Raw genomic sequence first — 15,163 nt, 5'->3', positions numbered from 1 at the left:
TTAAGAAAAACCTTATCTCTAGATTCTTTTTTCTCTATTCTAAGAAAAAGAAAATGGAAAACTTACAAGCAATCAAACAACGTTTTGGCATAATTGGTAACGATTTGCAACTTAATAGAGCTTTAGAAAAAGCCGTAAGAGTTGCACCTACAGATATTTCTGTATTAGTTACCGGAGAAAGTGGTGTTGGTAAAGAAAGTATTCCTAAAATAATACATTCTTTATCTCATAGAAAACATGCAAAATACATTGCTGTAAACTGTGGTGCAATACCAGAAGGAACTATTGATAGCGAACTTTTTGGTCACGAAAAAGGATCTTTTACAGGTGCTACACAAGACAGAAAAGGATACTTTGAAGTAGCTGATGGTGGTACCATATTTTTAGATGAAGTTGGTGAGTTACCTTTAACAACCCAAGTAAGATTATTACGTGTTTTAGAAAACGGAGAGTTTATAAAAGTTGGTTCTTCTAAAACTTTAAAAACGAACGTTAGAATTGTAGCTGCAACTAACGTAAATATGCAAGCAGCTATAGAAAAAGAACGTTTTAGAGAAGATTTGTATTACAGATTAAGCACTGTAGAAATTCAATTACCTGCCTTAAGAGATCGTAATGAAGATATTCATTTATTATTTCGAAAATTTGCAGCAGATTTTGCTCAGAAATATAGAATGCCCTCTATTCGATTAGATGAAAATGCAGTAAATGTTTTATTAAACTATCGCTTTCCGGGTAACATTCGTCAGTTAAAAAACTTAGCAGAACAAATTTCTGTAATCGAAGAAAGTAGAACCATTACAGCTTCTAAGCTAAACCAATATTTACCTAATAACAACGGTAATTTGCCAGCAGTTGTTGGTGGTAAAAAAGAAAATGATTTTTCTACGGAAAGAGACATTATGTACAAGATTTTGTTTGACATGAGAAACGACATTAACGATTTAAAAAAGTTAACGTTAGATTTAATGAAAAACGGAGATATAGAACAAGTACAAGAAGAAAATCATCAATTATTAGAAAAAATTTATAGCGATAAAGAATTAAAAGAACACGATATCGAAGTTCTAAATATTCCGCAAAATAATTCTGAAGACAAAGAATACGATTTTATAGAAACTATAGAAGAAGATGAATCTTTATCATTACAAGACAAAGAAATTGAAATGATAAAAAAATCTTTAGAAAAGAACAATAATAAAAGAAAACTTGCTGCTAAAGAACTAGGTATTTCTGAAAGAACATTGTACAGAAAAATTAAACAATACGATTTATAATTATGAAAAAATTAATTTACACAGTACTTTTTACAATTAGTTCTTTTTTATTAATTGGTTGCGGAATTTACGGTTTTACAGGTGGTGATGTTGGTAATGCAAAAACAATTCAAGTAGATTTTTTTCCCAATCAAGCCCAATTAATAGAGCCAACTTTAAGTCAGCAATTCACAAACGAATTACAAGATTTATTTACAAGGCAAACAAATTTAACATTAACGCCAAATAACGGAGACTTGCATTTCAGCGGAGAAATTACAAGTTACAGAATTGCACCTATGAGTGCAACATCTGCGCAAACTTCTGCCCAAAACAGGTTAACAATTACCGTAAACGTTAGATATATTAATAATACTGATGAGAAAAAAGATTTCGAAAAATCGTTTTCATTCTATTCTGATTATCCAGCAACATCTCAATTAACCGGCAGCGTGCAAGAAGCAGCTTTTGAAGAAATTATAGACAGAATTACGCAAGATATTTTTAATGCTTCTGTTGGTAAATGGTAAACTAAATTTTAAATATTGAAATCTTCTACATTCATACAAATCGCTAAAGGCAAAACAGATATTCAGCAGATAGAAACTGCCGAATTAAAATCTGTAATCGAAGAATTTCCTTATTTTCAAGCAGCAAGAGCTTTGTATTTAAAAGGCTTAAAAAATCAAGATAGTTTTAAGTATAATAATGAGTTAAAATTAACGGCAGCATATACAACAGACAGAACTGTTTTATTTAATTACATAACATCTTTTAAAAGTGAAATTTCTAAAGAAGAAACAATTCACGAACAAATTTCATCTAAACTAGAAAACAATCATCAAAAAGAAACTATTCTTTCTATTAATGCTGATGAAGAAACGAATACAACAACGATTATTGATAAGGCAGAAGAAAATTTAGAAATAGGCAAACCTTTGTCATTCTCTAACTCAGAAAGTCACTCTTTTCAACAATGGCTGCAGTTATCTACTAAAAAGGCGATTGTAAGAACAGAAGAAAAACCAATAAAAAAGACAATAAAAGCAGAAGATATTATTAATAAATTTATTAAAAATAATCCTAAAATAGAGCCTTTAGAAAAAGGAAAAACGATTGCTGTACCAGTTACAAAAAACAAACAAGACGCTGCTTTAATGACAGAAACTTTAGCCAAAGTTTATCTAGAACAAAAGAAGTATGAAAACGCAATACAAGCTTATCGAATTTTAAGTTTGAAATATCCAGAAAAAAGTGGTTTCTTTGCAGACCAAATTAAAAGAATACAAATTTTACAAAAAAATAAATCATGAGTTATACAGCTTTTTTAATCCTTATTTTGATTGTAGCAGTAGCTTTAATCCTAATTGTTATGGTACAAAACCCTAAAGGTGGAGGATTATCTTCTTCTTTTGGTGGCGGTGGTGCACAATCTTTAGGTGGTGTACAAAACACAAACAACTTTTTAGACAGAACAACTTGGACGTTGGCAATTGCTATGTTTGCTTTAATTTTATTAGCAAATTTTGCAATTCCTAGAGATGGTGATAATAATTTTCAATTAGACAATACTTTAGACGGTGTAGAAACTACAACGCCAGCAGAACCAACTACAAGCACAAACGATAGTTTAAAATAACTATTATTTATAAAATTTAAAATGCCAACGTAAATGACACGTTGGCATTTTTTTTTGTGCAAAAATCAGCTTAATTATTTCTAATATTGAAAAAATGTCAGTTATAATCTAATGGCATAATTTCTGACTATTATGAAAGTGTAAAAAATTAATTTAATCAATAAAACGTATTAAAAATGGGATTAAACATTAAACCTTTAGCAGACAGAGTTCTTGTAGAACCTGCACCTGCAGAAACAAAAACAGCTTCCGGATTAATCATTCCAGACAATGCAAAAGAAAAGCCACAACAAGGTACAGTTGTAGCCATAGGTAATGGTAAAATAGACGAGCCATTAACTGTAAAAGTTGGTGATACTGTTTTATACAGTAAATACGGCGGGACAGACCTTAAACTAGAGGGTAAAGATTATTTAATGATGCGCGAATCTGATATTTTAGCGATTATATAAATAATGCTATTTGCTTTTGACTATTTACCTAAAGCAAAGAACAATAAAGTAAAAACAAATTATTTTAGCTAAAAGCCTAGAGCCAAAGCTAAAATCAAAAAATAAAAACAATGGCAAAAGATATAAAATTTGATATTGAAGCAAGAGATGGTTTAAAACGCGGTGTAGATGCATTGGCAAATGCCGTAAAAGTAACTTTAGGACCTAAAGGAAGAAATGTAATTATTTCTAAATCTTTTGGTGCACCAACTGTAACCAAAGATGGTGTTTCTGTTGCAAAAGAGGTTGAATTAGAAAATGAGCTTGAAAACATGGGAGCTCAAATGGTAAAAGAAGTTGCATCTAAAACAAACGATTTAGCTGGTGATGGTACAACAACGGCTACTGTTTTAGCACAAGCAATTGTAAAAGAAGGCTTAAAAAATGTTGCTGCTGGTGCAAATCCTATGGATTTAAAACGCGGAATTGACAAAGCTGTAGAAGCAATTGTTACAGATTTAGAAAAGCAAACTCAAAAAGTTGGTAATTCATCAGAAAAAATACAACAAGTAGCTTCTATTTCTGCAAATAACGATGCAGTTATAGGAGATTTAATTGCTACTGCTTTTGGTAAAGTTGGTAAAGAAGGTGTAATTACTGTAGAAGAAGCTAAAGGAACAGATACTTATGTAGATGTTGTAGAAGGTATGCAGTTTGATAGAGGTTATTTATCGCCATACTTTGTTACAGATGCAGATAAAATGATTGCAGATTTAGAAAATCCTTATGTATTATTATTCGATAAGAAGATTTCTAACTTACAAGAAATTTTACCAATCTTAGAACCAGTTTCTCAATCTGGTAGACCTTTATTAATTATTGCTGAAGATGTAGATGGACAAGCATTGGCAACTTTAGTAGTAAACAAATTAAGAGGTGGATTAAAAATTGCAGCTGTTAAAGCACCTGGTTTTGGAGACAGAAGAAAAGCAATGTTAGAAGACATCGCTATTTTAACTGGCGGAACTGTAATCTCTGAAGAAAGAGGATTCTCTTTAGAAAACGCAACTTTAGATTTATTAGGTACTGCAGAAAGCATTACTATTGATAAAGATAATACTACAATTGTAAATGGTTCTGGTGATGCAGATACTATTAAAACAAGAGTTAGTCAAATAAAAGCTCAGATAGAAACTACAACATCAGACTACGACAAAGAAAAATTACAAGAACGTTTAGCTAAATTAGCTGGTGGTGTTGCTGTATTATATGTTGGTGCTGCCTCTGAAGTAGAAATGAAAGAGAAAAAAGATAGAGTTGATGATGCTTTACATGCAACAAGAGCTGCTGTAGAAGAAGGTATTGTTGCTGGTGGTGGTGTTGCCTTAGTTCGTGCTAAAAAAGTATTAGAAAAATTAGCTACAGAAAACTTAGATGAAACAACAGGTGTACAAATTGTTAACAAAGCAATTGAGGCTCCTTTAAGAACTATTGTAGAAAACGCTGGTGGCGAAGGTTCTGTTGTAATAAACAAAGTTTTAGAAGGTAAAAAAGACTTTGGTTATGATGCAAAATCAGATCAATATGTAAATATGTTAGATGCTGGTATTATCGATCCTAAAAAAGTAACTCGTGTTGCTTTAGAAAACGCAGCTTCTGTTGCTGGAATGATTTTAACTACAGAATGTGCTTTAATTGATATTAAAGAAGATGCACCTGCAGGTGGCGGAATGCCTCCAATGGGTGGTGGAATGCCAGGAATGATGTAGTAACATACTTCTACAAATTAATTCCTCTTTTATCATTTTGATTTTAAAGAGAAAAATTAAATAAAAAAATCCGTTAGAATTATTTTTCTAACGGATTTTTAATTTTAATAAAAACATCGATTAACCTTGAGCACACATAGCATCCCAAGTTGTCCAGAATTTCACATTAACACCTCCCATTAAAGGTTTTTCATCTGCTATTAAACCAACAAAAGATGCACAATTAGAATTACAACCAATTACATTTCTACTACCAGATTGTGCAGGAACATTAACTCTCATAGGTGGATTCGTAGATGTATTTAATGCAGTAACTTCAATAGTAAAGTCTCCTGATAAATTTGGAGTTTTAATTTGTTTTGTAGGATTTTCTGAAGTTATTGTATCACTCCAACTTCCTTGAGAAAAGGTAACCGACCAACCTTTTACAACATTTGCCGTATCATTTTGTGGCGAAATATAAACCCAAAACTGAGCACCTCCTCCTAATGTAACTTCGCTTTCAATATTTGCAATTCCAGACATAATAAATTGTTTTTTTTTAATTTCTTACTCTATTATAGGTTTTTCAGATTCCACCTTTTAGAGTTGTAAAATTCATGTAAAACAAGCATTAATTTTAGCGTGCAATTACCCTTTTTATAAATTCTAGTACTTGTACCTAAGTAAAATACCCCATCGATTAAGATGAGGTATTTATACTTTATAGTTAAATTTAATTACATTTTTTGCAACCAAGTTTTAATATCTACTTCTGCTTTTATAATATCCTTTAAATCAGAAATTTTAACACGTTTCTGATCCATAGTATCTCTATGCCTTATGGTAACAGAATTATCTTCTAAAGAATCGTGATCTACAGTTATACAAAACGGTGTACCTGCAGCATCTTGTCTTCTATAACGTTTACCAACAGCATCTTTTTCATCATAAAAAACATTAAAATCCCATTTTAAGTCATCCATAATTTGTCTTGCAACTTCTGGTAAACCATCTTTTTTTACTAAAGGTAAAACGGCAGCTTTAAAAGGTGCTAGAACTGCTGGCAACTTTAAAACTGTTCTTGTTGTACCATTTTCTAGAGCTTCTTCTTGTAAAGAATTAGAAAAAACGGCTAAAAACATTCTATCTAAACCAATAGAAGTTTCTACTACATAAGGTGTGTAATTTTTGTTCTCTTCGTGGTCGAAATATTGTAATTTCTTTCCAGAATGTTCTTCGTGAGCTTTTAAGTCGAAATCTGTTCTAGAATGAATTCCTTCTAATTCTTTAAATCCGAACGGAAAATTAAATTCGATATCTGCAGCAGCATCTGCGTAATGAGCTAATTTTTCATGGTCGTGAAAACGATAGTTCTCGGCTCCCATTCCTAAACTTAAATGCCATTTTAAACGGGTTTCCTTCCATGCATCATACCACTCTTTTTGTGTACCAGGCTTTACAAAAAATTGCATTTCCATTTGTTCAAACTCACGCATTCTAAAAATAAATTGTCTTGCAACAATTTCATTTCTAAACGCTTTACCAGTTTGTGCAATTCCGAAAGGAATTTTCATTCTACCTGTTTTCTGTACATTTAAGAAATTGACAAAAATACCTTGAGCTGTTTCTGGCCTTAAATAAACTTGAGTAGAACTTTCGGCAGAAGCCCCAATTTGAGTACCAAACATTAAGTTAAATTGCTTAACTTCTGTCCAATTTTTAGACCCTGTTAATGGGTCTGCAATTTCTAACTCTTCGATTAATAATTTTACATCAGCTAAATCTTCATTTTCTAAAGATTTACCCATTCTAGATAAAATAGTATTAATTTTTTCTTGATAACCAAGAACTCTACCATTAGTAGCTAAAAATTCTTCTTTATTAAATGCATCTCCAAAGCGTTTTGCTGCTTTGGTTACTTCCTTGTTTATTTTACCTTCTATTTTGGCACAATAATCTTCTATTAAAACATCTGCTCTATATCTTTTTTTAGAATCTTTATTATCAATTAAAGGATCATTAAATGCATCTACATGGCCAGAAGCTTTCCAAGTTGTTGGGTGCATTAAAATAGATGCATCTATACCAACAATATTTTCGTGCATTTGCACCATTGCTTTCCACCAATAATCTCTAATATTTTTCTTTAACTCAACACCGTTTTGAGCATAATCGTAAACCGCACTTAAACCATCATAAATTTCAGATGATTGAAATACATAACCATATTCTTTAGCGTGCGATAATACTTTTTTAAATTGATCTTCTTGTTTTGCCATAATGGCGACAAAGATAAACGTTTAGACAACTTTTTCAAGAAAAAAATAATTTCATTTTAACAAAAATAAGAGGGTTTTATTTGGAATAACTTCTGTAAAACTCAAAATATTGTACTAAAAAATTTAAACTATCTTTAGTAAAAAAAAGCGAAAGAGTTAAAATGAAATTTTTAAAGGATTTATTACATCTTTTTTACCCTGAAATTTGCGCAAATTGCCAAACCCAATTGCTTAAAAATGAAACCATATTGTGTTTATTATGCAGACACGATTTACCTTTAACTAATTTTGATAGTTACACCAATAATAAAATTACCAACTCGTTTAAAGGTAGAGTTTTAATTGAAAAAGCATATGCATTATTATTTTTCAGGAAAAAAAGTATTACAAAAAATTTAATTCACGAGCTTAAATACAAAAACAACGAAGATATTGGTGTGTTTTTTGGGAATTGGCTTGGAGAATTACTAGCAAATAATAAAGCGTTTTCTAAAATAGACTGTATTATTCCTGTACCTATTCACGCTAAAAGAAAACGTAAAAGAGGCTACAATCAAGTTACCAAATTCGGTGAAACTTTAAGCAAACATTTAAACATCCCTTTAATTGAAGATGTTTTAATTCGAAATTTAGACACTAAAACACAAACCCTAAAAGGAAGGTTTGAAAGATTTAATAATTTAGAAGCTAAATTTGAGATTACAGACAATTCAATTCTAAAAGACAAACACATTTTAATTATAGATGATGTAATTACAACCGGTGCAACAATAGAAGCATGTGCCAAAGAACTTTTAAAGTCTACAGGAATTAAAATTAGCATATTAACAATGGCTTATACAGATTAAATTTTGTGATTTATTTTGAAAAATAAATTGTTAATTTGTAAAAAATTTACTTTTGTGAAATTCATTTATAAACCTCTTTTATTTATAGTTCTTACTGCTTTAATTCTTAGTTGTGCAAAAACAGGTAGACCAGATGGCGGACCAAAAGATGAAAATGCACCTTTATTTGTAAACTCGAATCCGCCTTACAAAACAATTAACTTTAATAAAAAAGAAGTTAAATTAGAATTTAATGAGTTTATAAAATTAAAAGATTTAAACAAACAATTAGTTGTTTCTCCGCCTTTAAAAAACCCTTTACTAGTAACACCTCAAGGAACGGCTAGCAAGTTTTTAAAAATAGAAATCTTAGATACTTTAGCAAAAAACACAACATATATTTTTAATTTTGGTAATGCTATCGAAGATAATAATGAAAGTAATCAATTAGAACAATTCAAATACATTTTTTCTACAGGAAGTTATATTGATTCTCTTGAAACATCAGGAACTATAAAAGACGCATTTTTTAACAAAAAACCTAAAAACACAAATGTTGTATTGTATAAGTTAGACAGTACTTATACAGATTCTATAATTTACAAACAAAAACCAAATTATGTAACAACTGCTATAGACACAACCTCTTTTCGATTTACAAATTTAAAAGAAGGAAAATATCTTTTAATGGCACTAGAAGAATCTACTAGCGATTATATTTTTAATCCTAAATTAGATAAAATTGGCTTTTATACAGACACAATTACATTACCAAAAGATAGTATTATTAATATCCCAATTACACTTTTTAAAGAAAAACAATCTTATGCTTTTAAAAGAGCTAAAGAAATTACAAAAGGTAAAATAGAATTTGGATACGAAGGTGAAATAAAGGATTTTAAAGTTTCTCTATTATCAAAAGTTTCAGAAGATTTTAAGAGCATTTCAAAGTTCGAAACAGATAAAGATACTTTAAACTATTGGTATACACCTTTAGAATTAGACTCGCTTAATTTTCTAGTTACTAATGATATTTTTATAGATACAGTTACAGTTAAATTTAGAAAGAAAAAACTAGATTCATTAACCCTAAAACCATCTGTTGGTGGTACCTTACAATTTAGAGACACCTTTTTCATAAAAAGTAACAACCCGATTATAAAATTAGATACCAGTAAAATTTCACTTATAGATAAAGATACAATTGCAGTAAATTACTCGAGTTTTCTTTCTAAAAAAGAAAACAAAATTGGTTTTATATTTAAGAAAAATCAAAAAGAAAACTACACATTAAAAGCATTACCAGGAAGTTTTACTGATATTTATAATATTAAAAACGACACCTTAAATTATAGTTTTAAAACTTTAGAATTAGAAGATTATGGTAAAATCACTTTAAACGTTGTAAATCAAGATTCAGAAAACTTAATTATTGATTTACTAACGGGTAAAGATTTTGATCAAATTGTTGAAAGAAAATATTTAAACAAAACAGAAAAATTGGTTTTTACACTTTTAGAACCCAATACTTATATGGTTAGGGCAATAATTGATAAAAACAATAATAAAAAGTGGGACACCGGAAACTTTTTATTAAGACAAAAGCCAGAAAACATTATTTATTATCAAGAAGAGCTAAAAGTAAGAGCTAATTATTTTTTAGAGGGTAACACATTCAGAGTTAAAAACTTAAAATAATCTTGCAACTGTAAAAAATTTATTTATCTTTGTTTTTTTACTTTTAAGACCCCTAAATCTTGAGAACCCCTATAACAATTATTTTTGTAATTGTTTTTATTCTAGAATTTAAGGCGCAGCATTACACACACGATATCGGTGGTTTTGTTGGCACCACTAGTTTACAAACAGATTACGGTGAGAGAAACCATTTTGGAAGCGAGTATAACAACAAAGGTATGTCTTTTGCTGTTGCTCATTATCTTCATTTTTTCAACAGAACATTGCGTTGGGATCCTAATGATATTATGAGAAATCATTTAATGGTTAAAACAGAAATTCAGTATGTAAAAAATACCGAGTTAGAACATCATGGCTATTGGGCTTCTAAACAAAGTTATGGTGGCGAGCAACTAAGAGCCATGAAAGGAAGTATAAGAATGATAAATTTAGGTTTGCATTTAGAATACTTTTTAAGACCTTTAGAAGAATTTGTTTATCCTTACACAGATATTTCTTTCAATCCATTTTTTACTTTCGGTATTCAATATTCATTTTATAACAATAGTTTAAAATCTGAACTTGGTAATTGGCAAGAAGATATAGCGGTCTTACCTAAAAAATATACAGAAGAAAATTCTTTAGATATTGGTAGCGGAGAAGCTTTTGCTTTTAATATTGGTTTAGGAACTAGATATAAACTTACTGAAAAACTAGACTTATCTGCTCAATTTAATTATTCTTATTTCTTTTCTGACACAATAGATGGTTTAAAAGCAGAAGTTTTTGAAAATAGAAACAATGAATGGGCATTAACCATGCAAGTTGGTTTAATATATCACCTTAACTTTAGTACTCCGTTATTCTACTAAAGCTAATAATATCTTTATTAAATTGAATAAAAGCACTATAAATCGATATGGTTGTTTTTATTTGATATGAAGATATTTAGTCTAAAAATGCTAACATATTATTTTAAAAAATTAAGATTCATTATAAAATAGTTTTACTAACTATTTAGTGTTTGAAGAGGAAATTTAAGTAAGATAGTTTTCAGCTTACTAACTTGTGCTACATATAGTTTTAACGTTCTGTATAAAAAACTAAAATTTAATCAAAGAATTGAATTTATTCAAACTTGACTAATATGTAGGGTAAAAATAAAAAAAGGGAAAAAATTTCTAAATGTAGAGGGCAATTTAAAGTATAACTTACTTTAAATTAATATAGAAATTAGTTAGGGTTCTTGGATATTTTAAGACGTATCGGTCTGCTATTTCAAATGTGTGTTTAATCATTCTAGCATCTACTAAAACCTTGTGTTTAACATTAGAGGAAACTTTATGATTTGGTAGAATTTTCTTGAATGGATTACTCATAATTATTTATAATGATTCGTATACTTTAACAACCTTGGCTTTGGCTCGTTTAACTCTCATTTTAACTGCACTTTCACCAATATTTAAAACTTCTTTTATTTCTTTAATACTCTTATCATCTTGGTATTTCATCAATAAAATCATTTTATCCGAAGGATCTATTAAAGATAAAGCTTTTGCAAGTTTAGCAGATTTTAACTCTAATAAATTAGCATCTTCAATTTCTTCAAAAGAATCGTTATTCTCTTTAATTTGATCTGTTACAATTGTAACTTTTTCTTTTTTCTTATGGCTGTTTCTTTGCACATAATTTACACAAAAATTATATGTAAAAGAATACAACCAAGTAGAAAACTTAGAATTACCTTTAAAAGTTTTTAATTTAACAAATAGTCTAACAAAAACATCATGCATTAAATCTTCTGCTTCTTCTTTGCTTTTTGAAAAACCATAACACTTATTATATACAACGCTAGAAAATCTATCGTATAATGTTGCAAATAATTCTGTATTATTAGTTCTAACTATTTCGAAAACTAATTCTTCATCTGTAATTTTTAATTCTATCGTATTCACTTCGGTTGGTTTTATGACACTAAATAACAACATAAGTCACACTTAAAATTTTTAAAAAGATAAACGGTTACTATTTATCGGTAAACGGTTAAATATTATCTTTTTATAAAAAAATCGTTTCTTTTTGTAACATTATGTTTCGTTCTTCCGTATAAGTAAGTGTAGCAAGAGTATTAATCCTTAAAAAAAGGTTAGAGAGAATTTAGATGAGACAACTAAAAATTACCAAGCAGGTTACCAATAGAGAAACTGCATCATTAGATAAATATTTACAAGAAATAGGAAAGGTAGATTTAATTACTGCCGATGAAGAAGTAGAATTAGCACAGTTAATTAAAGCCGGAGACCAAAGAGCTTTAGAAAAATTAACAAAAGCCAATTTACGTTTTGTTGTATCTGTTGCAAAACAATATCAAAACCAAGGATTAACATTACCAGATTTAATTAACGAAGGTAATTTAGGTTTAATTAAAGCTGCTAAACGTTTCGATGAAACTCGTGGTTTTAAATTTATCTCTTATGCCGTATGGTGGATTCGTCAATCTATCTTACAAGCTTTAGCAGAACAATCTCGTATTGTACGTTTGCCATTAAATAAAATTGGTTCTATAAATAAAATTAACAAAATGTACGCTTTCTTAGAACAAGAAAACGAGCGTCCGCCTTCTGCAGAAGAAATTGCTAAGAAATTAGACATGACTGTTAATGACGTTAAAGAATCTATGAAAAATTCTGGACGTCACGTATCTATGGATGCACCTTTAATTGAAGGTGAAGATTCTAATTTATACGATGTTTTAAACTCTGGTGAATCACCAAACCCAGATAGAGTTTTATTACACGAATCTTTACGTATAGAAATTAATAGAGCTTTAGAAACATTGACTCCAAGAGAAGCAGATGTTGTAAAGTTATACTTTGGTTTAGGTGAACACCAACCAATGACATTAGAAGAAATTGGTGAAACTTTCGATTTAACAAGAGAACGTGTTCGTCAAATTAAAGAAAAAGCAATTAGAAGATTAAAGCACACGTCTAGATCTAAAATTTTAATGACTTACTTAGGTTAGCAACTACAAATTGCACTAAGTATTTCATTCATACTCTTAAAAAAGTATAAAAAACTTAAAACTCTCGAAATTCTTTTCGAGAGTTTTTTTTTGAAGTTATTTCCTGTTTTCTATACTCGCTTTTTTTTCTTATCAAACAAAACACCAAAAAATTAAAACCTTGGCTATCGACATTCGATTAATTACCTTTGCAAAACTAAATAACAACACAACAACAAACACATGAGTAATTTAATTGCACCTTCGGTTTTAGCAGCAGATTTTGCCAACTTACAGCGCGATATAGAAATGGTTAATAATAGTGAAGCAGATTGGTTTCATATAGATATTATGGATGGCGTTTTTGTACCAAACATTTCTTTTGGAATGCCTGTTTTAAAAGCCATTAAAAAACACGCTACTAAAACAATCGACGTACATTTAATGATTGTAAATCCGGATCAATACATTCAAACATTTGCAGATTTAGGTGCAGATATTTTAACAGTGCATTATGAAGCTTGTACACATTTACACAGAACAGTGCAAGCCATAAAAGCTGCCGGAATGAAAGCAGGAGTTGCCTTAAATCCGCACACACCAATTGCAGTTTTAGAAGACATTATTGCAGATTTAGATTTGGTTTGTATTATGAGTGTTAACCCGGGTTTTGGCGGACAATCATTTATAGAAAATACGTATAAAAAAGTAAGCCAATTAAAACATTTAATAGAGTTTACAGAATCTTCTTGCCAAATAGAAATAGATGGTGGTGTAACAAATTTAAATGCTAATAAATTAATAGAAGCTGGCGCAAATGTATTGGTTGCCGGCAGTTATGTTTTTGGAGCAGAAAACCCTACAGAAACAATTGCCGATTTAAAAAATATTATACAGTAATTGCTATATACAGTAGTAGACATAGAAACCACAGGAAATGGATATAAAGGTTCGAAAATAACCGAAATATCCATTTTTGTTTTCGACGGAAAAAAAATTGTAGATGAGTTTACATCCTTAGTAAATCCAGAACAAAACATACCCGCATTTATAACCAATCTTACCGGTATTACAAATGCCATGGTTAGAAATGCACCGAAGTTTTATGAGATTGCTAAAAAGATCGAAGAAATTACAAAAGACAGAGTTTTTGTGGCACACAATGTTAATTTCGATTATAATATAATTCACGAAGAGTTTAAAAATTTAGGTTTTAATTTTAAACGAAAAAAACTGTGTACGGTTCGTTTATCTAGAAAAATTATGCCCGGTTTAAATTCTTACAGCTTGGGTAATATTTGCACTGTAGAAAACATTTCTATTAATGGTAGGCACAGAGCAAAAGGCGATGCAGAAGCAACTACAGAATTATTTAGACGATTGATAGAAAGAGATGGTAATTTTATAATTAATTCTTTTTTAAACACTCGCTCTAGACAAGCAACCTTACCACCTTTATTAGATAAAAAAATTGTAGACAATTTACCTGAAACATTTGGTGTTTATTATTTTAAGAATAGCGATAAAGAAGTAATTTATGTTGGTAAAGCTAACAATATAAAACAGCGTGTTATTAGTCATTTTTATGACAAAAAAAAGAAAGAACAAAACATGTGTTTAGAAACTGCCGATATTTCTTTCATCAAAACAGGTAGTGAATTATTGGCATTATTGCACGAGTCGGAAGAAATTAAAAGTATTTATCCTAAATATAATAGAGCACAAAGAAAATCTGGAGAAGCTGTTGGTTTATTTTCTTACGAAGACCAAAAAGGAATCATTCATTTAGCATATAATCGGTTAAAATTAATTCCGAATGCAATGATGAAATATTACTCTGTTGCAGAAGCTAGAAAGCATATAGAAAATTTGTGCGAAGAATTTGAACTTTGCCCGAAATATTGCCATTTACAAACCAATGTATCTAGCTGTTTTCATTATCAAATTAAAGAATGTAAAGGAGTTTGTTGTGGTAAAGAATCTGTAGAAAATTATAATCTACGCGTAAAAGATGCAATAAACTCTGTAGGAATTGGAGCAGAAAATCTAGTAATTAAAGAAACCGGAAGATCAGAAAATGAAGTTGGTTTTGCTTTAATTTTAGACGGAATTTACAAAGGTTTTGGTTATGTAGATTCTGATCAAGCGAATCAATTAACTAATCCAGAAGATTATCAATTTTTTGTTCAGCCTAAAAAAGACAACAGAGATGTACAAAGAATTATTGCAGCATATTTAAAGAAAAAAAATACTTTTAATGAAGACATCAATAGTATTGAATCTTCAGAAAAAGTATAAG

15 protein-coding genes are annotated in these 15,163 nt (G+C 29.7%); 12 read left to right on the top strand and 3 right to left on the bottom strand.

Annotation, left to right across the window (positions count from 1 at the left end; all coding sequences use genetic code 11):
* Positions 1-53 precede the first annotated feature (53 nt).
* From BXQ17_RS13010 to groL, 6 genes are all read left to right on the top strand, one after another.
* Positions 54-1,277 carry a sigma-54-dependent Fis family transcriptional regulator gene (locus BXQ17_RS13010; protein WP_077811056.1) on the top strand — a complete coding sequence of 408 codons (1,224 nt, stop codon included), beginning with the start codon at positions 54-56 and terminating at the stop codon, positions 1,275-1,277.
* A 2-nt stretch (positions 1,278-1,279) separates the two neighbouring features.
* Entirely contained in the window at positions 1,280-1,786 is a 507-nt protein-coding gene (locus BXQ17_RS13005) for an LptE family protein (protein WP_077811055.1), read from the top strand.
* A 15-nt stretch (positions 1,787-1,801) separates the two neighbouring features.
* Positions 1,802-2,569 carry a hypothetical protein gene (locus BXQ17_RS13000; protein WP_077811054.1) on the top strand — a complete coding sequence of 256 codons (768 nt, stop codon included), beginning with the start codon at positions 1,802-1,804 and terminating at the stop codon, positions 2,567-2,569.
* On the top strand, positions 2,566-2,895 hold the full coding sequence (gene secG, locus BXQ17_RS12995) for a preprotein translocase subunit SecG (protein WP_077811053.1): 330 nt from the start codon (positions 2,566-2,568) through the stop codon (positions 2,893-2,895). Before BXQ17_RS13000 ends, secG begins: the two co-directional genes overlap by 4 nt.
* Before the next feature lie 176 nt (positions 2,896-3,071).
* A complete protein-coding gene (gene groES / locus BXQ17_RS12990) occupies positions 3,072-3,347 on the top strand; it encodes a co-chaperone GroES (RefSeq protein ID WP_077811052.1) in 276 nt (91 codons plus the stop codon).
* 110 nt (positions 3,348-3,457) lie between these two features.
* Positions 3,458-5,095: a chaperonin GroEL gene (gene groL, locus BXQ17_RS12985; protein ID WP_077811051.1), complete on the top strand. Its 1,638-nt coding sequence runs from the start codon at positions 3,458-3,460 to the stop codon at positions 5,093-5,095.
* 120 nt (positions 5,096-5,215) lie between these two features.
* On the opposite strand, the gene BXQ17_RS12980 is transcribed toward groL, so the two are convergent.
* Together BXQ17_RS12980 and BXQ17_RS12975 are read right to left on the bottom strand one after the other, a co-directional pair.
* Positions 5,216-5,620, bottom strand: a complete 405-nt coding sequence (locus BXQ17_RS12980) for a hypothetical protein (RefSeq protein ID WP_149025911.1) — start codon at positions 5,618-5,620, stop codon at positions 5,216-5,218.
* A gap of 194 nt (positions 5,621-5,814) precedes the next feature.
* Positions 5,815-7,356: a glycine--tRNA ligase gene (locus tag BXQ17_RS12975; protein WP_077811049.1), complete on the bottom strand. Its 1,542-nt coding sequence runs from the start codon at positions 7,354-7,356 to the stop codon at positions 5,815-5,817.
* 161 nt (positions 7,357-7,517) lie between these two features.
* Between BXQ17_RS12975 and BXQ17_RS12970 the strand changes: the two genes are divergently transcribed.
* From BXQ17_RS12970 to BXQ17_RS12960, 3 genes are read left to right on the top strand one after another with little or no spacing between them, the layout of a single operon-like run.
* Positions 7,518-8,204 carry a ComF family protein gene (locus tag BXQ17_RS12970; RefSeq protein ID WP_077811048.1) on the top strand — a complete coding sequence of 229 codons (687 nt, stop codon included), beginning with the start codon at positions 7,518-7,520 and terminating at the stop codon, positions 8,202-8,204.
* A gap of 54 nt (positions 8,205-8,258) precedes the next feature.
* Complete coding sequence (locus BXQ17_RS12965; RefSeq protein ID WP_077811424.1) at positions 8,259-9,881, top strand: Ig-like domain-containing protein; 1,623 nt, start codon at positions 8,259-8,261, stop codon at positions 9,879-9,881.
* 59 nt (positions 9,882-9,940) lie between these two features.
* Positions 9,941-10,732, top strand: coding sequence for a hypothetical protein (locus tag BXQ17_RS12960; RefSeq protein WP_077811047.1), 792 nt, complete (start codon positions 9,941-9,943; stop codon positions 10,730-10,732).
* Positions 10,733-11,245: 513 nt separating this feature from the next.
* Here the strand turns inward: BXQ17_RS12960 and BXQ17_RS12955 are convergent.
* Complete coding sequence (locus BXQ17_RS12955; RefSeq protein ID WP_368348239.1) at positions 11,246-11,815, bottom strand: RNA polymerase sigma factor; 570 nt, start codon at positions 11,813-11,815, stop codon at positions 11,246-11,248.
* 206 nt (positions 11,816-12,021) lie between these two features.
* Between BXQ17_RS12955 and BXQ17_RS12950 the strand changes: the two genes are divergently transcribed.
* The 3 genes from BXQ17_RS12950 to BXQ17_RS12940 all read left to right on the top strand — a co-directional run bounded on the left by BXQ17_RS12950 (position 12,022) and on the right by BXQ17_RS12940 (position 15,162).
* Positions 12,022-12,885, top strand: a complete 864-nt coding sequence (locus BXQ17_RS12950; RefSeq protein ID WP_018942691.1) for an RNA polymerase sigma factor RpoD/SigA — start codon at positions 12,022-12,024, stop codon at positions 12,883-12,885.
* A gap of 222 nt (positions 12,886-13,107) precedes the next feature.
* Entirely contained in the window at positions 13,108-13,764 is a 657-nt protein-coding gene (gene rpe, locus BXQ17_RS12945) for a ribulose-phosphate 3-epimerase (RefSeq protein WP_077811045.1), read from the top strand.
* Positions 13,765-15,162, top strand: a complete 1,398-nt coding sequence (locus tag BXQ17_RS12940; protein WP_077811044.1) for an exonuclease domain-containing protein — start codon at positions 13,765-13,767, stop codon at positions 15,160-15,162.
* Position 15,163: the final 1 nt, after the last annotated feature.

It is taken from the genome of Polaribacter sp. BM10 (assembly GCF_002005425.1).
GTDB lineage: Bacteria > Bacteroidota > Bacteroidia > Flavobacteriales > Flavobacteriaceae > Polaribacter > Polaribacter marinaquae.
This window is presented reverse-complemented; position numbering and strand designations above follow the sequence as displayed.

Bases quoted from the DNA above. Each gene is read 5' to 3' on its own strand.
- BXQ17_RS13010 (WP_077811056.1), top strand. From the start codon at position 54: ATGGAAAACTTACAAGCAATCAAACAACGTTTTGGCATAATTGGTAAC.
- BXQ17_RS13005 (WP_077811055.1), top strand. From the start codon at position 1,280: ATGAAAAAATTAATTTACACAGTACTTTTTACAATTAGTTCTTTTTTA.
- secG (WP_077811053.1), top strand. From the start codon at position 2,566: ATGAGTTATACAGCTTTTTTAATCCTTATTTTGATTGTAGCAGTAGCT.
- groES (WP_077811052.1), top strand. From the start codon at position 3,072: ATGGGATTAAACATTAAACCTTTAGCAGACAGAGTTCTTGTAGAACCT.
- groL (WP_077811051.1), top strand. From the start codon at position 3,458: ATGGCAAAAGATATAAAATTTGATATTGAAGCAAGAGATGGTTTAAAA.
- BXQ17_RS12980 (WP_149025911.1), bottom strand. From the start codon at position 5,620: ATGTCTGGAATTGCAAATATTGAAAGCGAAGTTACATTAGGAGGAGGT.
- BXQ17_RS12975 (WP_077811049.1), bottom strand. From the start codon at position 7,356: ATGGCAAAACAAGAAGATCAATTTAAAAAAGTATTATCGCACGCTAAA.
- BXQ17_RS12970 (WP_077811048.1), top strand. From the start codon at position 7,518: ATGAAATTTTTAAAGGATTTATTACATCTTTTTTACCCTGAAATTTGC.
- BXQ17_RS12950 (WP_018942691.1), top strand. From the start codon at position 12,022: ATGAGACAACTAAAAATTACCAAGCAGGTTACCAATAGAGAAACTGCA.
- rpe (WP_077811045.1), top strand. From the start codon at position 13,108: ATGAGTAATTTAATTGCACCTTCGGTTTTAGCAGCAGATTTTGCCAAC.